Annotated in this window: 13 protein-coding genes; 5 read left to right on the top strand and 8 right to left on the bottom strand. The window is 69.9% G+C overall.

Annotated elements, in window-relative coordinates; genetic code table 11:
- Positions 1-162: 162 nt before the first annotated feature.
- A complete protein-coding gene (locus tag GA0115259_RS17290) occupies positions 163-1,392 on the top strand; it encodes an alginate lyase family protein (protein WP_093597540.1) in 1,230 nt (409 codons plus the stop codon).
- A gap of 111 nt (positions 1,393-1,503) precedes the next feature.
- Here GA0115259_RS17290 and GA0115259_RS17285 read toward each other — a convergent pair whose 3' ends face one another.
- The 7 genes from GA0115259_RS17285 to GA0115259_RS17255 form a co-directional block, all read right to left on the bottom strand.
- Positions 1,504-2,523 (bottom strand): serine/threonine dehydratase, encoded by a 1,020-nt coding sequence (locus GA0115259_RS17285; RefSeq protein ID WP_093597537.1) that lies wholly within the window; start codon positions 2,521-2,523, stop codon positions 1,504-1,506.
- Positions 2,524-2,679: 156 nt separating this feature from the next.
- Positions 2,680-4,692 carry a M4 family metallopeptidase gene (locus GA0115259_RS17280; protein ID WP_093597534.1) on the bottom strand — a complete coding sequence of 671 codons (2,013 nt, stop codon included), beginning with the start codon at positions 4,690-4,692 and terminating at the stop codon, positions 2,680-2,682.
- A 412-nt stretch (positions 4,693-5,104) separates the two neighbouring features.
- Positions 5,105-6,133, bottom strand: coding sequence for a bile acid:sodium symporter family protein (locus GA0115259_RS17275; RefSeq protein ID WP_093597552.1), 1,029 nt, complete (start codon positions 6,131-6,133; stop codon positions 5,105-5,107).
- A 10-nt stretch (positions 6,134-6,143) separates the two neighbouring features.
- A complete protein-coding gene (locus GA0115259_RS17270; RefSeq protein ID WP_093597531.1) occupies positions 6,144-6,650 on the bottom strand; it encodes a hypothetical protein in 507 nt (168 codons plus the stop codon).
- A gap of 44 nt (positions 6,651-6,694) precedes the next feature.
- The gene (locus GA0115259_RS17265; protein WP_093597528.1) at positions 6,695-7,558 is read right to left on the bottom strand and encodes an isocitrate lyase/PEP mutase family protein; all 864 of its coding nucleotides are present in this window, start codon (positions 7,556-7,558) and stop codon (positions 6,695-6,697) included.
- A gap of 199 nt (positions 7,559-7,757) precedes the next feature.
- Positions 7,758-9,743, bottom strand: coding sequence for an ABC transporter ATP-binding protein (locus tag GA0115259_RS17260; protein ID WP_237540120.1), 1,986 nt, complete (start codon positions 9,741-9,743; stop codon positions 7,758-7,760).
- Entirely contained in the window at positions 9,740-11,665 is a 1,926-nt protein-coding gene (locus tag GA0115259_RS17255; protein WP_093597546.1) for an ABC transporter ATP-binding protein, read from the bottom strand. Before GA0115259_RS17255 ends, GA0115259_RS17260 begins: the two co-directional genes overlap by 4 nt.
- A 161-nt stretch (positions 11,666-11,826) precedes the next feature.
- Here GA0115259_RS17255 and GA0115259_RS17250 point away from each other — a divergent pair, with 161 nt between their 5' ends.
- The 4 genes from GA0115259_RS17250 (at position 11,827) to GA0115259_RS17235 (ending at position 15,600) form a co-directional block, all read left to right on the top strand.
- Positions 11,827-12,801, top strand: coding sequence for an ABC transporter ATP-binding protein (locus GA0115259_RS17250; protein ID WP_093597524.1), 975 nt, complete (start codon positions 11,827-11,829; stop codon positions 12,799-12,801).
- A 1-nt stretch (position 12,802) separates the two neighbouring features.
- A complete protein-coding gene (locus GA0115259_RS17245) occupies positions 12,803-13,546 on the top strand; it encodes an ABC transporter permease (RefSeq protein ID WP_093597521.1) in 744 nt (247 codons plus the stop codon).
- Between the two features lie 106 nt (positions 13,547-13,652).
- Positions 13,653-14,966 carry a sensor histidine kinase gene (locus GA0115259_RS17240; protein ID WP_093597518.1) on the top strand — a complete coding sequence of 438 codons (1,314 nt, stop codon included), beginning with the start codon at positions 13,653-13,655 and terminating at the stop codon, positions 14,964-14,966.
- Positions 14,959-15,600, top strand: a complete 642-nt coding sequence (locus GA0115259_RS17235) for a response regulator (RefSeq protein ID WP_093597515.1) — start codon at positions 14,959-14,961, stop codon at positions 15,598-15,600. Before GA0115259_RS17240 ends, GA0115259_RS17235 begins: the two co-directional genes overlap by 8 nt.
- Positions 15,601-15,623: 23 nt before the next feature.
- On the opposite strand, the gene glgX is transcribed toward GA0115259_RS17235, so the two are convergent.
- Entirely contained in the window at positions 15,624-17,849 is a 2,226-nt protein-coding gene (gene glgX, locus GA0115259_RS17230) for a glycogen debranching protein GlgX (RefSeq protein ID WP_093597543.1), read from the bottom strand.
- Positions 17,850-17,891: the final 42 nt, after the last annotated feature.

Raw genomic sequence — 17,891 nt, 5'->3', positions numbered from 1 at the left:
GGGCGGGCGCCGCCCCCGCGCCCGCGGCTATTGGTCCAGACCTTGACGTGTTCATGGGATGGCTCTACCTTCCTGACTCAATGACAGGTTCACAACTCCACTCGGCGTTCATATGAGTGAATCGAGTTGGGGGCCGAACCCTTGACCGGAAGGCACCCCCACATGCGCCCCGGATCCATCCCCAGACTTCTCGGGCTCTCCGCCGCTCTCGCCGGTGTCCTGGCCGCGGCCTTCACGGCGCCCGCCGCCGCCGAGAAGGCGCCCAAGGCAGCTCCCGCCGCCGTCCCGGCCGTCGCCGCCGCTCCGGCGAGCTTCACCCACCCCGGGGTGAACCTCAACACCGCCCAGCTCGACTTCGTACGGGGCAAGGTGCAGGCGGGCGCGCAGCCCTGGAAGGCCGCCTACGACCAGATGATGGCGAGCAAGTACGCCTCGCTCACCAGGACGGCCAAGCCCCGCGCGATCGTCGAGTGCGGCTCGTACTCCAACCCCAACAACGGCTGTACGGACGAGCGCGAGGACGCCATCGCCGCGTACACCACCGCGCTGGCCTGGTACATCACCCGTGACGACCGGTACGCGCAGAAGTCCATCCAGCTCATGGACGCCTGGTCCAACTCGATCCAGGACCACACCAACAGCAACGCGCCGCTCCAGACGGGCTGGGCCGGCTCTTCCTGGCCCAAGGCCGCGGAGATCATCAAGCATGTCTACGGCAACTGGCCGAACGCCGGGCGCTTCAGCACCATGCTGCGCAATGTCTATCTGCCGGAGATCATCAACGGCTCCAACTCCAATGGCAACTGGGAGCTGACGATGATGGAGGCGGCGGTCAGCATCTCCGTCTTCCTCGATGACAAGGCGAGCTGGGACAAGGCGATCGGCAAGTATCTCGTCCGGGTGCCCGCGTATATCTATCTGGCGTCCGACGGCGATCTGCCGAGGACCGTACCGAGCCAGAACCTGAACACCCGCGACAAGATCGTCGGTTACTGGCAGGGCCAGGGCACCTTTATGACCGGTCTCACCCAGGAGACCTGCCGCGACTTCGTCCACACCGGCTACGGCATCTCGTCCGTCTCGCATGTGTACGAGACCGCCCGCATCCAGGGCCAGGACCTCTTCCCGCAGGTCGGCGAGCGGCTGCGGCAGGCGCTGGGCTTCCAGTCCAAGTACGAGGTCCAGGCCGAGCCCGTACCGTCGAACCTGTGCGGAGGCAGTGTGCAGCGCGGGCTGGGACCGATCACCGAGGTCGGCTTCAACGCGCTCAACACGCGGCTGGGTTACGCGATGACCAACACGCAGCGGCTCACGGAGCAGCAGCGGCCCTCGGGCACGAACAATCTGTTCGTGGCCTGGGAGACGCTGACCAACGCGAGCAACCCGAACTAGGGGCTCTCGTTACGAAAGACCCTGGCCGCGCGGCCGGCCGGGCGACTTTTCTCCAGGTGGCCTCAAGGGCGCGCCGTCCAGTGAGTGACTGGGCCGGCGCGCCCTCCGTCGTTATGCCTCGGCCGTGCCGGCCGTGCCGGCCGTGTCGGTCAGTGTGCGGGCGTCGGTGTTCGCGCCGCACAGGATGACGCAGATCTGCTCGCCCGGCGCCGGGCGGTAGCCGAGCGTGGGTGTGGTGAGGGCCGCCAGGGCCGTGGCGGCGCCGTGTTCCACCGGGACGCGGTGGGCGGTCCACAAGGTGTGGCGGGCACGGGAGATCTCCTGGTCGGGCACCAGGACCGAATGGACATCGGTCTGTTGGGCGGCGTGCAGGGCCAGCGGAGTGGCGCGGGAGGCGCCCAGGGAGTCGGCGGCGACCGACTCGACCGGGACGTCCACCACCGCGCCGGCCTCGATCGCGGCGTTCAGGGCGCGGCAGTTCTCCGGCTCGGCCGCCACGATCCGTACACCGTGGTGACCGGCCGCCGTGGCCACTCCCGCGAAGAGACCGCCGCCGCCGACCGCGACCACCACCGTGTCGAGGCCCGGGAGCTGCCGGTGGATCTCCTCGAAGAGTGTGCCCGCTCCGGCGGCGATCAGCGGATGGTCGTACGCGTGCGAGGCGAGCGCGCCGCTGCGGGCGGCGAACTCCTCGCAGGCCGCCAGGGCTTCGGCGTACCGCGTGCCGACGAGCCGTACCTCCGCGCCGTACGAGCGGAGCCTGGCCACCTTCACCGGCGGCGCGGTCTCGGGCAGGAACACCGTGGCGGTCACGCCCAGTTGCCGGGCGGCCCAGGCGCAGGCGAGCCCGGCGTTGCCGCCCGAGGCGATGGTCACGCCGGCGTCCGGGAGAGTGCCGGCCGAGCGGTGGGCCTGGAGGAAGTTCTGGGCGCCACGGGCCTTGAAGCTGCCGGTGTGCTGCATGAACTCCAGCGCCAACCACACCTGGGAAGCGCCGGTGGCGTCCGTGGCGCCGTCGGCGCCGGTCGCGCCCGTCGCGCCGAGCTCCGTCGGCGCCAGGACCACCGGGCGTACCCGTCCCGCGACGCGGTCGCCCGCCTGCTTGACATCGTCGTAGGTGAGTCGGTTCACGGAGGCTCCTGTGCTGCCGGGTGTCGCTGGACGATACGGCGTACCGTACGCCGACCACCTGACAGAACCGCCCGAGGTGTCGGTGAGGACACCTCGGGCGGTTCCCGGATCAGCTCCGATCAGCTCGGCCGGAGCGGGCCGTCCTGCGGCTCAGCCCTAGAAGGTGAGCTTCCAGCTGTTGATACGGCCGACGTCCGCCGACGCGACATCCTGGACCCGGAGCTTCCAGGCGCCGTTCGCGACCTCGGACGAGGCGCCCGCGTAGAACGTCTCGATGACATTGTCCGCCGAGTCGCTGCCGCTGGCGGGCTTCAGGTTGTACACGGTGCCGTCCGGCGCGACCAGGTCGATGATCAGGTCACCGCGCCAGGTGTGCGTGATGTTCACGTCGACCTGGAGGCTGGCCGGAGCGTTGCCCGCGACACCCGTGACATTGATCGTCGAGGTCACGGCAGCGCCGTTGTCCGGAATGGCGACCTGCGTGGTGCTCTCGAACGACTGGCCCGTGCCGCCGCCACCGGGACGCGGACCGACGGCGATGGCGGCCCAGGCGTTCTGGACGGCCGTGTACTCGGCGCTGGTGGCGCCGTACAGCTCGGCGGTGGCCGCGAGCGTGCCCGTACGGGCCGCCGAGTAGTTGGTCGTGGACGTGAACTTGGTGGCGAGCGCGCGGAACCAGATCTGCTCGGCCTTCGCCCGGCCGATGCCGGTCACCGGCAGACCGTCCGAGGTCGGGGAGTTGTACGAGACGCCGTTGACGACCTTGGCGCCGCTGCCCTCGGAGAGCAGGTAGAAGAAGTGGTTCGCCGGGCCCGAGGAGTAGTGGACGTCCACGCCGCCGATACCGGAGTACCAGTAGTCCTTGGACGCGCCGTCCTTGCTCGGCTTGTCCATGTACCGCAGCGGAGTGCCGTTGCCGTTGATGTCGATCTTCTCGCCGACCAGGTAGTCACCCGGGTCCTGCGGGCTGTTGGCGTAGAACTCGACCGTCGCGGCGAAGATGTCGGAGGTGGCCTCGTTCAGACCGCCGGACTCACCGCTGTAGACCAGACCGGCCGTGGCGGCGGTCACGCCGTGGGACATCTCGTGGGCGGCCACGTCGATGGACGTCAGCGGCTTCGCGTTGCCCGCGCCGTCGCCGTACGTCATGCAGAAGCAGCTGTCCTGCCAGAAGGCGTTGATGTACTGGTTGCCGTAGTGCACCCGGGAGGACGCGCCGACACCGTCACCACGGATACCGGAGCGGCCGTGCACGTTCTTGAAGTAGTCCCAGGTCTCAGCGGCACCGTAGTGGGCGTCCGCGGCGGCGGTCTCCGTGTTGGACGGCAGACCGTTGCCCCAGGTGTCGTCCGGGCCCGTGTAGAGCGAGTTCCCGCTGGCCGCGTTGTTCGTCTTGTGGTTGCCGCGGCCGGTGTCGGTCAGGCTGTACGTCGAGCCCGACAGCTGGGTGCCCAGCGTGACCTGGCCGCTGTACTGCGTGTTGCCGATGCCGTTCTCGACTGCCTGCCACTCGTACAGCTTCTTGCCGGTGGCGGCGTCCGTCACGACGTGCAGCTCGTTCGGAGTGCCGTCGTGCTGGAGCCCGCCGACGACCGTCTCGTACGCGAGAGTCGGCGCGCCCTGCGCCATCCACACCACCTTGCGCGGCGCGCGGTCGGCCTCGGCCTTCTTCGAGCCCTCCGCCGCGGCGGCACTCAGCGCCTGCTTCTCGGCGGTGGCCGGAGCGATGTCGGCCGTGGTGGCGACGTTCTTGAGCGCGGCCTTGGACGCCTTGCTGACGGACTTGGTCGCGCCCGCCTTCGTCGCGGCCACGACGAGGTCGCCACCGAGGACCGGGAGGCCCTGGTAGGTGCGCTCGTACCGGGTGTGCGTGGTGCCGTCCACATCCTGGATGACATCACGGACGACGAGCTTCTCCTGCGCGCCGAGACCGAGGTCCGCGGCGGTGGCCGCCTTGGACGCGTCGGCCGCCTTGATCAGCGCGGTGCGCTGCGCGGGGGAGAGAGCGCGCTCCTGCGCACCCGGGTTGGCCTGGCCGGCCACCGGTGCGGCCGGAGCGGTCTCGGGCTGGGCGGAGGCGGTACCGGCCTGCACACCGACGGTGAGCAGAGCCGCTGCCGCTATCAGAGCACCGGTCGCGGTGGCGCGACGGCTGGGCGTGGATCTCACGCGAACTCCTTCTGCGAGGGGGGTACCGGGCCGCTCGGTGGGCAGCCCGGACAGAGCAAGCGGAGCAAGGTGGTGCGGAGAACGGGGGAAGAGTGACAGCCGTGACGGCTCACTGTCAGGAGCGCGTCAAGAAGTTGGCCGGAAATCGTTCGCTGCTCGAAAGGCCCTGTTCGTTAAGCGGACGTTTCGTCGATCATCGCGGGGATGCCGCCGAGGGTTCGCACACCGTCAACATCGGTTCGTGACAGCACCATTCGAGGACCGCGCGGAGTTCGGGCGCGAAGTTGCCGAATGTGAACGCGATGTTGAGCGGACGGCACGCGGGCGCTGACGGGATCGTTTCGTAACGTGACTGATTTCTTACCGTCCACTCTGCGGTGGTAAGGGCGTCAGCTCCGCGATGGTCCGGGCGTCAACTCACGGTGCCGCGCACCGGAACGCGCGGCGCGGGCGCGGGAGCGGCCACCGGTGCCTCACGTGCCCACCGGCCCGCGATGACCGCGCACACCATCAACTGGAGCTGATGGAAGAGCATCAGCGGAAGGATCACCAGCCCGGCCGAGGAGCCGAAGAGCACGGCGGCCATGGGCAGTCCCGTCGCGAGGCTCTTGTTCGAGCCGCAGAAGACGATGGTGACGCGGTCCTCGCGGCTGAACCCGAGCCGCCGCGCGGCGAACGAGGTCGTACCGAGCGCCACCGCCAGCAGGGCCGCGGCCAGTCCCAGCAGGACGAGCAGCCGCGCCGGTGTCATCTGGTGCCAGATGCCCTCGGCCATGCCTCTGCTGAAGGCCGTGTAGACCACGAGCAGGATGGAGAACCGGTCCAGGAGCCCGATGCGCTTCTTGTGTCGGCCGATGAACGCGCCGATCCAGCGGCGGCAGAACTGCCCGGCGAGGAAGGGCAGCAGCAGCTCGGTGACGATGGTGAGCAGCCCGTGGAGCGAGAAGCTCACCGTGGAGCCGATCAGCCAGGCCGCGAGCAGCGGAGTGGCCACCATCCCGGCCAGGCTGGAGTACGTACCGGCGCAGATCGCGGCCGGGACATTGCCGCGGGCGGTGGAGGTGAGCGCGATCGACGACTGGACCGTCGAGGGCACGACACAGAGGAAGAGCAGCCCCATGTAGAGCTGTTCACCGAGCAGATACGGTACGAGACCGCCGACGGCCAGGCCCAGCAGCGGGAAGAGCGCGAAGGTGCTCGCTCCGACGACGAGATGGAGCTTCCACTGCCGCAGACCGTCCAGCGCCTCCCGGGTGGAGAGCCGCGCGCCGTAGAGGAAGAAGAGCAGACCGATGGCGATGTCGGCGGCATGGCCGACGGCCGTCGCCGCACGGCCGGTCGCGGGCAGCAGCGCCGCGAACACGACCGTGCCGAGGAGGGCGACGACATAGAGGTCGACCGCCCTCCTCAAGCGGCTCGGCCAGGAACTCAGCCAGCTCATCGACGTCACGTCACTCACCGCTTTCGCCTTGCCACGGAGGATGGCCGACCTCGGTGGTCCAGTTGCCGGAGGAAGTACGCGGACGATCCGGTTCCTGCGCGGGTGCGGGTGCGGGCGTCGGCGCGGGTGCTGCTCCCGCGCCCGCGCCCGAGCCGTCTCCGGTCTTTACGTCGATGGCCCCGCCGCCTCCGTCGTGATCGCTGCCCGCCGTGCCCTTGCCGAGGAGCAGCGTATTGAGCGTCCGGTCGACCTCCAGCCATGAGTCCGCGAAGGAGTTGTCGATCACGATGAGGCCGACGCTCCGGTTGCCCGTGGGCTCAGGCCGCGACTCGTCCTCCTCGTCGTCCCGCGCCTCCACGGGCGTGGCCGCGGGACCGGCCGTCGCGACACCGCCGACGCAGAGCACACTCGCCGCCGCCGCGACGACCGCTCCCGCGGTGGACGCGCCTCGTACGAGAGGCCCTGCTTTCCGCTGCCGGTGCCGGCCGCTGCCGGGCCGGAAGAGTTTCACAGACATATGACGGTCCGGTCCGCTTCGGTTCGCCTCGGTTCGATTCGCGGTCAGACCGATACCGACTGACGGTACTTGTGGTGCCTGCTGATGTTCTTCTCCAGCAGTTCCGTGGATCCCTTGACGCCGATGGCTCCGGTCTCCGCGGTTTCCGGGAGCCGTCCGTCGGCCAGTTTGAGATCGGTCAGCGCGCCGTCGATCGCGCCGTGCGCGGCGAACAGACACGGCGTGCTGTAGATGGCGAGATCGACGCCCAGCTCCGACAGCTCGGAAAGCGACAGCCTCGGCGACTTTCCGCCCGCGATCTGATTGAAGAGCAGCGGCTTGTCGCCGACGATCGAACGGATCTTACGGATCCACTCCACGCTCCGTACTCCGTCGACCAGGACGACATCCGCGTCGGTCTCCGCGAGGGCCTCCGCCCGGCGGATGATCTCTCCCTCCTCCGTGGCGTCCGTACGGGCCACCACGAGCAGGTCCTCCCTGCTGCGCAGCACCAGGTCGAGCTTCTCCAGATACTCCTCCAGCGGCAGGAGCAGCTTGCCGTCGGCATGGCCGCACCTGCGAGGACGCTTCTGGTCCTCCAGAATCACTCCGGACGCTCCGGCGCGCTCCAGCCGCTGCACCACATGGCAGGCGATCTCGGGATCCACATAGCCGTCGTCGATGTCCACGAGCAGATGGTGCCGCGGAAAGGCCAGCCGCAGCCGCTCCACGAAGGCCACCATGTCGGGCCAGGCGATGAAGCCGATGTCGGGCAGTCCGTAATGCGACGCCGCGAATCCGAAGCCGGAGACGAAGAAACCGTTGTAGTGCTGGGCCGCGATGGAGGCCGAGTACATGTCATAGATACCGATGAGAGGCGTCGTACGCGAAGACGCGACCGCTTCTCGCAGGCGATTGCCGTAGTCCATGGTTCTCCCTCAACTCAGAACCCGCCCGAGCACGGGTTCAGGGCCTGTCGTGACGGGCAAACATTTACAGAAAACCAAGACTCCGTAAAACGACACACCGGTTCGTACCCCGAAGAGGTAAAAACTTCGGCGCGGTCATTATGTGATTAATTATCGAGAGGTGAGGGCTGTCGGTGCTGAATTCCGCTGAATTCCCTTGTCAGGCAAGGCTTTCGCGCCAGGCGCGGTGGAGGCCCGCGAAGCGGCCCGTGCCGGCGATGAGATCGGCCGGTGTGCCGTCCTCGACGATGCGGCCGTGTTCCATCACCAGCACCCGGTCCGCGATCTCGACGGTGGACAGGCGATGGGCGATCACCACCGCCGTACGGCCGTGCAGGACGGTGTCCATCGCGCGCTGCACCGCGCGCTCGCCCGGGATGTCCAGCGAGCTGGTCGCCTCGTCGAGGATCAGCACCGCCGGATCGGCGAGCAGCGCGCGTGCGAAGGCGACCAGTTGACGCTGGCCCGCGGAGATCCGGCCGCCTCGCTTGCGTACGTCCGTGTCATAGCCGTCCGGCAGACCGCTGATGAAGTCGTGCGCGCCGATCTCCTTCGCCGCCCGCACGATCTCCTCACGGGAGGCGTCGGGACGGCCGATGGCGATGTTCTCGGCGACCGTGCCGGAGAACAGGAAGGCCTCCTGAGTCACCATCACGACTCCGCGCCGCAGCTCCGGTGTGTCCAGCTCGCGCAGATCGACTCCGTCGAGCAGCACCCGGCCGTCCGTCGGGTCGTAGAACCGCGCCAGCAGCTTGGCCAGCGTGGACTTGCCCGCGCCCGTGGAGCCGACGACCGCGACCGTCTGGCCGGCGGGGACGGTCAGATCGAAGCGCGGAAGGACCTCGCCGCCCGTGCGGTACGCGAAGCTCACCGCGTCGAACACGACCTCACGGCCCGGGAAACCGCCGACGAGCGCGGGCAGCGGGCGAGGGCGCGCCGCCTCGGGCACCGAGGGCGTCTGGGCCAGCAGGCCCGCGATCTTCTCCAGGGAGGCGGCGGCGGACTGGTAGGAGTTGAGGAACATCCCGAGCCGGTCGATCGGGTCGTACAGCCGCCGCAGGTAGAGCACGGCCGCGGCCAGCACTCCGAGGGCCAGAGTGCCCTCGGCCACCCGGTAGGCGCCCCAGAGCACGATCCCGGCGACGGCGGTGTTGGCGACGAGCCGGGAGCCGACCACATAGCGGGCCATCTCCAGCAGGGCGTCGCCGTTGCTGCGCTCATGGTGGTGGTTGAGCTCGTGGAAGCGCACGTCGTTGGCCCGCTCACGCCGGAAGGCCTGTACGGGCCTGATGCCGTTCATCGTCTCCGCGAACTTCACGATGACGGCGGCGATCGCGGTGGAGCGCCGGCCGAAGACCTTGGCCGCGCGGCGCTGGTAGAGCCGTACGAGCAGATACAGCGGTACGAACGAGAGCACGGCCAGCGCGCCGAGCCCGAGGTCCAGATAGAGCAGCATCGCGCAGATGTACGCGAAGGCCAGCACCACGCCGATCAGTTCCTGGAGGCCCTCGCTGAGCAGTTCGCGCAGAGACTCCACATCGGTGGTGGACCGGGAGATCAGCCGCCCGGAGGTGTACCGCTCGTGGAAGTCCACACTCAGCGCCTGCGCGTGGCGGAAGATACGGCCGCGCAGATCGAGCAGTACGTCCTGGTTGATCCGGGCGGCGGCGCGGATGAAGGCGTACTGGAAGGCTCCGGAACCGGCGGCGCAAATCAGGTATCCGGCGCCGACGGCGATCAGCGGACCGTGGTCGTCGTCGCGGAAGGCGGGCACTCCGCGGTCGATGGCGTACGCGACGAGCAGCGGGCCCGCCTGGGCGGCGGCTTGCTGGAGCAGCAGGAGCAGCGCGGCCACGGCGACTCTCGTACGCCGGGCGCTCAGCAGGGAGCGCAGCAGGGCGCCGGTGGCACCGGGAGGCGCGGGCAGCGCGTCCTGGCCGAAGGGATCGTCGGCGGCGGGGACGGCGGGAGAGTCCTGGGCGTCGGGGCCGGGTGCGGAGGCGCCGCCGTGCAGGGCCTTCGAGGGCGGGCCCGTACGTGTGTCCACGCCCGCGCCCTTCTCCGTGTCCGTACCCTTCTCCGTGGCCGTGCCCGGCCTTTCGTCAGGAGCCGGGCCCGTGCCTGTGGTGCTGGTCGACGTGGTCATCGGACGGTCTCCTCAACGGCCTCGGACTCCACGCCCGGTTCGGACTCCACGCCGGGCCCGGAATTCACGTCCGGCTGGGCTCCGGACATCAGCCACGCGTACTCCTCGCTGGCGCGCAGCAGTTCCTGATGGGTGCCCACGGCGGCGATCCGCCCTCGCGAGATCAGCGCCACCCGGTCGGCGAGCATCACGGTGGACGGACGGTGTGCCACGACCAGCGCGGTCGTCTCCCGCAGCACCTGCCGCAGCGCCGCCTCCACCAGCGCTTCCGTATGGACATCCAGCGCGGAGAGCGGATCGTCCAGCACCAGGAAGCGCGGCCGGCCCACCACCGCCCGGGCGAGCGCCAGCCGCTGCCGCTGGCCGCCGGAGAGGCTGAGTCCCTGCTCGCCCACCTCCGTACGCACGCCCTGCGGCAGCCCGGCGACAAAGCCCGCCTGGGCCACCTCCAGCGCCCGGGACAGCGCCTCCTCATCCGCGTCCGCCGCGCCCATCAGCACGTTCTCCGCGACGCTCGCGGAGAAGAGCGTCGGCTCCTCGAACGCCACCGACACCAGCTCACGCAGCCGTGGACGCGGTATCCCGGCGATGTCCTCGCCGTCCAGCGTGATCCGTCCCGAGGTCACTTCGTGCAGTCGCGGTACGAGCGCGGTGAGCGTCGTCTTGCCCGATCCGGTGGCTCCGACCAGGGCCATGGTCTCGCCCGGTCTGATGTGCAGATCGATGCCGGACAGCACGGGCGGCGAGTCCGCGTCGGCATCCGGATAGCGGAACGAGACGCCCTCGAAGCGCAGCCCGCCGCCGGTGTCCGGAGCCGGCCCGCCGTCCGGGCCACCGCCGGCCGCCTTGGTGAGGGCAACCGTTTCTCCGGTCCGCGCGGCGGATGCGGCCGACGTGGCCTGCGCGGCCGACGGCTCCGGCTCCGCCTCCTCCGGTACGTCCATCACCTCGAAGAACCGCTCGGTCGCCGTCGCCGACTCCTGACTCATCGCCAGCAGGAAGCCCATCGACTCCACCGGCCACCGCAGCGCCAGCGCCGTCGACAGGAACGCCACCAGCGTGCCCGCCGAGAGTCCGCCGTCCGCCACCTGGACCGTGCCCAGCACCAGCGCCGCGCCGATCGCCAGCTCCGGAATGGTCATGATCAGGGCCCAGATGCCCGCCAGCAGCCGTGCCTTGTCCAGCTCCGTGGTGCGCAGCCGCCGCGCCAGCACCCGGAAGGCGAGCGCCTGGCTGCGATGGCGGCCGAATCCCTTGATGATCCGGATGCCGAGCACGCCCTCCTCGACCACCGTGGTCAGATCGCCGACCTGGTCCTGGGCCCGCCGCGCGACCAGTGAGTACCGCGTCTCGAAGAGCGAACAGAGAATGACCAGCGGCACCACCGGCGCCAGCAGCACCACGCCGAGCGACCAGTCCTGGAGCAGCAGGATGACAAAGCCCGCCAGGATCGTCGTCACGTTCACCAGGAGGAACGTCAGCGGGAACGCGAGGAACATCCGCAGCAGCATCAGATCGGTCGTCGCGCGCGACAGAAGCTGACCGGAGGGCCAGCGGTCGTGGAAGGCCACGGGCAGCCGTTGCAGATGGCGGTAGAGATCGGCCCGCATCGCCGCCTCCACGCTGGACAGCGGCCGGGCCACCAGCCAGCGGCGGAAACCGAACAGCACCGCCTCCACGATCCCGAGGAGCAGCAGGAGCAGGGCCCCCAGCCAGACACCTCCGGGATCCCGGTCGGTGACCGGTCCGTCGACCATCCACTTCAGGATGAGCGGGAACACCAGACCGAGACAGGACGCGACGATCGCGACAAGAGCCGCACTGAAGAGACGTGTTCGCACCGGTCGTACATACGGCCACAGCCGCAGCAGTGAGCGTACGGAGGACCGGTCCTTGGTGGTGGCTGCATGGTTCTCGGACATCATGAGCGAGCCTACGGTTCACCACTGACATCGCTCATGTGCTTTTTCGCCAGTCGGGTGGCCGCTGGGCCTGTCGTATCTCCATATCAACCGAATGGCTGATGGGCTTTCGAGCGTGATGGCCGATGTCCCGCGCCGCCGCGGGAGGCGATGCTCGGGCCATGGCGATTGTCGAAGTGAGCGGACTGCGCAAGGCCTACGGCGGCCGGGCCGTCGTGGACGGGGTGTCCTTCGCCGTGGACGAGGGAGAGATCTTCGGAATCCTCGGGCCCAACGGCGCGGGCAAGACGACGACCGTCGAATGTGTCGAGGGTCTCAGGACCGCCGACGCCGGTACGGTCCGGGTGGCCGGCCTCGATCCGGTCGCCGACCATGAGCGCCTGACGCACATCCTCGGCGCACAGCTCCAGGAGAGCGAGCTCCAGCCCAAGCTGACCGTGCGGGAGGCGCTCGGACTGTACTCGGCGTTCTTTCCGAAGCCCGTGGACTGGCGCCCGCTCGCCGAGCGTCTGGGGCTCACGCCCGAACTGACGACGCGGTTCGCGAAGCTGTCCGGCGGTCAGAAGCAGCGGCTGTTCATCGCGCTCGCCCTGATCGGCGCACCGCGCGTCGTCGTACTGGACGAACTGACCACCGGCCTCGATCCACGGGCCCGCCGGGACACCTGGGCCCTGATCGAGGACATACGGGACTCCGGTGTGACCGTACTGCTCGTCACCCACTTCATGGAGGAGGCCCAGCGGCTCTGCGACCGTATCGCCGTGATCGACAAGGGCCGGGTCGCGGCGCTGGACTCGCCCGGCGGGCTGATCGCCCGGTCGGCCGCCTCCACCGTCATCTCCTTCACCCCGTCACGGCCGCTCGACGACCGCGAACTCGCCGCGCTGCCGCAGACCGCGTCCATCCGGACCAGCGGGGACCGGATCGTGATCAACGGTACGGACGAGGCCGTCAACGCGGTGATCTCCCTGCTCGCGCGCCACCGTGTCACGGCCCGTCAGCTCCGGGTCACGGAGGCCTCGCTGGACGACGCGTTCCTGGACCTCACGGGAGAAGCGGGCGCAAGCGCCCGAGAAGCCTCCTCGTACGCGCCCGACTCCCATGTCCCGGCCGACCGTTCGGAAGAGGGGTTCTGATATGACCTCCGCGTCCACCGCCGTTCTCAGGACCGAGGCGCGCCTGATGAGCCGTGAGCCCGGAATCCTCTTCTGGGTCATCCTGTTCCCGTCGCTCCTGCTGACGATCCTCGGGCTGATTCCCGCCTTCCGCGAGGCCGACGCGTCCCTCGGCGGCCGGCGGGTCATCGACCTCTATGTCCCTGTCTCCGTGCTGCTCGCCCTGATCATGGCCGGGATCCAGGCCATGCCGCCCATACTGACCGGCTACCGCGAGCGGGGCATTCTGCGCCGGATGTCGACCACACCGGTACGGCCCGCCTCCCTGCTCACCGCGCAGCTCACGCTCCACGGTCTGTCCGCCCTCTGCTCGGCCGTGCTGGTGATCGTCGTGGGCCGGCTGGCCTTCGGCGTACGGCTGCCTGAGCAGCCCGCCGGATACGCGGTCGCGCTGGTTGTCGCCGCCGCGAGCGCGCTCGCGCTGGGCGCGACGGTCTGCGCGCTCTCCCGCACCCAGAAGATCGCCGGGGCCATCGGCTCGGCCGTGTTCTTTCCCGCGATGTTCACGGCGGGAGTCTGGGTGCCCGTACAGACGATGCCGGGGACGCTTCGGCACATCGTGGAGTTCACGCCTTTCGGCGCCGCCTCGACGGCACTGGACCAGGCGATGCGCGGCGGCTGGCCGGGCTGGTCGCATCTCGGGGTGACCGCTCTGTGGGCTGTTCTTCTCACCGGAGCCGCGGCACGCTGGTTCCGCTGGGAGTGAGCGACGGGAAGCGCGGGAGCCACGGAGCGTGGAGGCATCGACAACGGCAGAGGGAGGGGCAGGGGCAGGGGCGGGGGACGAGATGCGGGGGACAACGACAAAGGACATGCCGAGGCAGCCCGTGGGGCCCCGGCCCGAACCCGGACCCGTACCCGCATCCGCCCTCGCAGCGGACCGGCCGGTCTCCGTGGAGGAGCGCTGGGAGCAGTTCTACCGCTGGGGCCCGTATGCCCTGCTCGGCCTCTCCACCCTGATCAGCGCCGCCGTCGCCACCAGCCTGCCGATGAGCCGCACCGAGATGTATCTGGCCGGCGTGCTCGTACCGGCGGCCGTCGGCCTTCAGTTCTGGTGGGGCGCTGTACGGCGCGGACTGCCCGAACACGCCCTGCCCGGCCGGATCTACTACGCCCTGCGGACCGCCCTCGCCTTCACGCTCACCTGGCTCAACCCCCTCTTCGCGGTCTTCGCGGTCCTCGGCTACTTCGACGCCGCCCATCTCCTGCCCAGACGTTTCGTCCGCGCCGGACTGCTCTTCACCGCGGTGACCATGGCGGGCTCCAACGCGGGCGGGCTGCCGCCCGTCAGCCCGGTCCACTGGATCCTCTTCGCCGGGCTCTTCGCCCTCCACGGCTGTCTCACCCTCGTCTTCGCCCATCTCGGCAACCGGGAGGCCGAGGCCGCCGAGGATAAGGCGGCGACCATCGCCGAGCTGGAGCTCGCCAACGCCCGGCTGGAGCAGGCGCTCGCGGAGAACGCGGGACTGCACGCCCAGCTTCTCGTCCAGGCCAGGGAGGCCGGTGTCGCCGACGAGCGCCGCAGGCTCGCCGCCGAGATCCACGACACCATCGCGCAGGGCCTGGCCGGGATCATCGCCCAGCTCCAGGTGGTCCACGCGACCACCGATCCCGCGCTCGCCCGTGACCATCTCGAACGCGCCGCGGCGCTCGCCCGGCACAGCCTCGGCGAAGCGCGCAGATCCGTACAGAATCTCAGTCCGGCCGAACTGGAGAACCACACACTCCCCGAGGCGCTCAGAAAGACCGTCGCCGTCTGGGCGGAACGCTCCGGCGTGCGGGCGCGGTTCACGGTCACCGGCACGGAGGAGCCGCTGCACGACGAGGTGGCCGCGACCCTGCTCCGTATCGCGCAGGAGGCGCTCGCCAACACCGCCCGGCATGCGCGGGCCACCCGCGTGGGTGTGACGCTCTCGTACATGGGCGACGAGATCAGCCTCGACGTACGGGACGACGGGCGCGGCTTCGATCCGCTCGCACCGGCACCGCGCTCCGGTACGGGCGGCTTCGGTCTGGACGGTATGCGCGCCCGCGCCGAACGTATCGCCGGGACCGTCGCCGTCGAGTCCGAGGAGGGACAGGGCACGGCCGTCTCGGCTCGCGTACCGTTGGTCCGCCATGGCTGAGCGGATCATCACCCTGATCGTCGTCGACGACCATCCCGTCGTACGGGACGGTCTGCGCGGCATGTTCGACTCCGCGCCCGGCTTCGAGGTGCTCGGCGAGGCGGCGGACGGCGTCGAGGGCGTCGCGCTCGCGGCGCGGCTCGATCCCGATGTCGTCCTGATGGATCTGCGGATGCCGGGCGGCGGCGGGGTCGACGCGATCGCCGAACTCACCCGCCGTGGCGCCCGCGCCAGGATCCTCGTACTCACCACGTACGACACGGACTCCGACACGCTTCCCGCGATCGAGGCGGGCGCCACCGGCTATCTCCTCAAGGACGCGCCGCGCGAGGAATTGTTCACCGCGGTACGGGCAGCCGCCGACGGCCGTACGGTCCTGTCGCCCGCCGTCGCCTCCCGGCTGGTCTCCCGGGTGCGGACCTCGGCCGCCGCGGGCCGGGAACCGCTGTCCGCGCGCGAGCGCGAGGTGCTCGAACTGGTCGCCCGGGGCACCTCCAACAAGGAGATCGCCGTCGAACTGTTCATCAGCGAGGCGACGGTGAAGACCCATCTGACGCATCTCTACGCCAAGCTGGGCGTGAAGGACCGCGCGGCGGCGGTCGCGGTGGCGTACGACCGGGGCATCCTCGGCTGACCGGATCATCTGACCGGGTCACCTCACTCGCGCACCCGGAACACCAGGACGCACCGCGCCGGGACCGCCACCGTCGTCCCGGCCTCGTACAGCGTGCCCGGCGCCCGCGTCTGGTCCTCGCGCGCGGTGTCCACGAGCAGTTCGTACGTCCGTGCCCAGGGCGGTCCCGGCAGAGTGACGTCGACCGGCGCGTCCGCCGCGTGCAGGACCGTCAGAAAGCTGTCGTCGGTGATCTTCTCGCCGTGCGCGTCCCGGCCCGGGATGTCCCGCCCGGACAGGAAGAGCCCGAGCGTGGACGCGGGCGCGTACCAGTCCTCCTCGGTCATCTCCTCGCCGTGCGGAGTGAACCACGCCAGATCCCGCAGCCCGTCCGGTGCCTGAGGCAGGCCGGAGAAGAAGGCGCGGCGGCGCAGGACGGGATGGGCGTGGCGCAGAGCGAGCAGCCGGCTGGTCAGCGCGTACAGACCGCGCGCGCCCGCCGGATCGTCGTGGCCCTCGTCCGCCCGGTCGGCGGGCGGTTCGAGCAGTGACCAGTCGAGCCAGCTCACCTCGTTGTCCTGGCAGTACGCGTTGTTGTTGCCGCGCTGCGTACGGCCCATCTCGTCGCCCGCGACCAGCATCGGCACACCGGTCGACACCAGCAGTGTGGTGAGCAGATTCCGCAGCTGGCGCCGGCGCAGGGCGTTGACCGCGGGATCGTCGGTCTCACCCTCCACTCCGCAGTTCCAGGCGCGATTGTCGTCCGTGCCGTCCCGGTTGCCCTCGCCGTTGGGCTCGTTGTGCTTGCGCCCGTACGACACGAGATCGCGCAGGGTGAAGCCGTCGTGCGCGGTGACGAAGTTGACGGAGGCGTACGGCCGCCGGCCGCCCCAGGCGTAGAGATCGCTCGATCCGGAGAGCCGGTAGCCCAGATCGCGTACATCGGGCAGCGCGCCGCGCCAGAAGTCCCGTACGGCGTCGCGGTACCGGTCGTTCCACTCCGTCCACAGTGGAGGGAACGCGCCCACCTGATAGCCGCCGTTGCCCACGTCCCACGGTTCGGCGATCAGCTTCACCCGGCGCAATACCGGATCCTGGGCGATCACCGCGAGGAACGGCGAGAGCATGTCGACATCGTGCATCGAACGGGCCAGGGCCGCCGCGAGGTCGAAGCGGAATCCGTCGACGCCCATCTCGGTGACCCAGTACCGCAGCGAGTCGGTGATCAGCCGCAGCACCTGGGGCTGCAGCACATGGAGCGTGTTGCCGCAGCCCGTGTAGTCCAGATAGCGGCGGGCGTCGGACGGGAGCCGGTAGTAGCCGCGGTTGTCGATCCCGCGCAGCGACAGCGTGGGACCCAGCTCTCCGGCCTCCGCCGTGTGGTTGTAGACCACATCGAGGATGACCTCGATACCCGCCGCGTGCAGCGCCCGCACCATCCGCTTGAACTCGCCGACCTGCTCGCCGCGCGTGCCGTCCGAGGCATAGGCGGCGTGCGGCGCGAAGTAGCCGATGGAGTTGTAGCCCCAGTAGTTGTGCAGTCCGCGCCGGAGCAGATGCTCCTCGTGGGCGAACTGGTGTACGGGCAGTAGCTCGACCGCGGTCACTCCGAGCCGCCGGAGATGGCCGATCGCCGCCGGATGCGCGAGGCCCGCGTACGTACCGCGCAACTCCTCCGGGATGCCCGGATGGAGCTTGGTGAAGCCACGGACATGGAGTTCGTAGATGACCGAGTCGGCCCAGGGCGTCTTGGGCCGCCGGTCCTCGGCCCACTCGTCGTCGGGCGCGTCGTCGTGGACGACGACCGCCTTCGGGACGAACGGAGCGGAGTCGCGGTCGTCACGCACCGTGTCCGCCACATTGCGCTGCGGCCAGTCGCGTACATGGCCGTAGACCTCGGGCGGCAGCCGGCGGTAGTCATGGCCCTCGGCGGCGTCGACCGCGCGGGCGTACGGGTCGAGCAGCAGCTTCGCCGGATTCCAGCGGGCGCCCGTCCACGGGTCCCAGCGGCCGTGCACCCGGAATCCGTACCGCTGTCCGGGACGGACCTCGGGGACGAAGCCGTGCCAGATCTCATGGGTCAGCTCCGTCAGCGGGAGCCGCGTCTCGGCGCCGCTGTCGTCGAACAGACAGACCTCGACCGCTTCCGCGCCGCCCGCCCAGAGCGCGAAATTGGTGCCCGCGATCCCGTCGGGACCGATCCGGAAGCGGGCGCCCAGCGGCGTCGGCGCTCCCGGCCAGACCGCCGTCCTCGGGCCGTCGGGCCCCAGGGCCGCTCGCCCTGGGCGCCGGCCGTTGGCGCCGTACGGAGG

It is taken from the genome of Streptomyces sp. MnatMP-M17 (assembly GCF_900091995.1).
Lineage (GTDB): Bacteria > Actinomycetota > Actinomycetes > Streptomycetales > Streptomycetaceae > Streptomyces.
This window is presented reverse-complemented; position numbering and strand designations above follow the sequence as displayed.

Excerpts from the sequence above, each read along its gene's own strand:
- GA0115259_RS17290 (WP_093597540.1), top strand. The coding sequence starts at position 163 with ATGCGCCCCGGATCCATCCCCAGACTTCTCGGGCTCTCCGCCGCTCTC.
- GA0115259_RS17275 (WP_093597552.1), bottom strand. The coding sequence starts at position 6,133 with ATGAGCTGGCTGAGTTCCTGGCCGAGCCGCTTGAGGAGGGCGGTCGAC.
- GA0115259_RS17270 (WP_093597531.1), bottom strand. The coding sequence starts at position 6,650 with ATGTCTGTGAAACTCTTCCGGCCCGGCAGCGGCCGGCACCGGCAGCGG.
- GA0115259_RS17265 (WP_093597528.1), bottom strand. The coding sequence starts at position 7,558 with ATGGACTACGGCAATCGCCTGCGAGAAGCGGTCGCGTCTTCGCGTACG.
- GA0115259_RS17260 (WP_237540120.1), bottom strand. The coding sequence starts at position 9,743 with ATGACCACGTCGACCAGCACCACAGGCACGGGCCCGGCTCCTGACGAA.
- GA0115259_RS17255 (WP_093597546.1), bottom strand. The coding sequence starts at position 11,665 with ATGTCCGAGAACCATGCAGCCACCACCAAGGACCGGTCCTCCGTACGC.
- GA0115259_RS17250 (WP_093597524.1), top strand. The coding sequence starts at position 11,827 with ATGGCGATTGTCGAAGTGAGCGGACTGCGCAAGGCCTACGGCGGCCGG.
- GA0115259_RS17245 (WP_093597521.1), top strand. The coding sequence starts at position 12,803 with ATGACCTCCGCGTCCACCGCCGTTCTCAGGACCGAGGCGCGCCTGATG.
- GA0115259_RS17240 (WP_093597518.1), top strand. The coding sequence starts at position 13,653 with ATGCCGAGGCAGCCCGTGGGGCCCCGGCCCGAACCCGGACCCGTACCC.
- GA0115259_RS17235 (WP_093597515.1), top strand. The coding sequence starts at position 14,959 with ATGGCTGAGCGGATCATCACCCTGATCGTCGTCGACGACCATCCCGTC.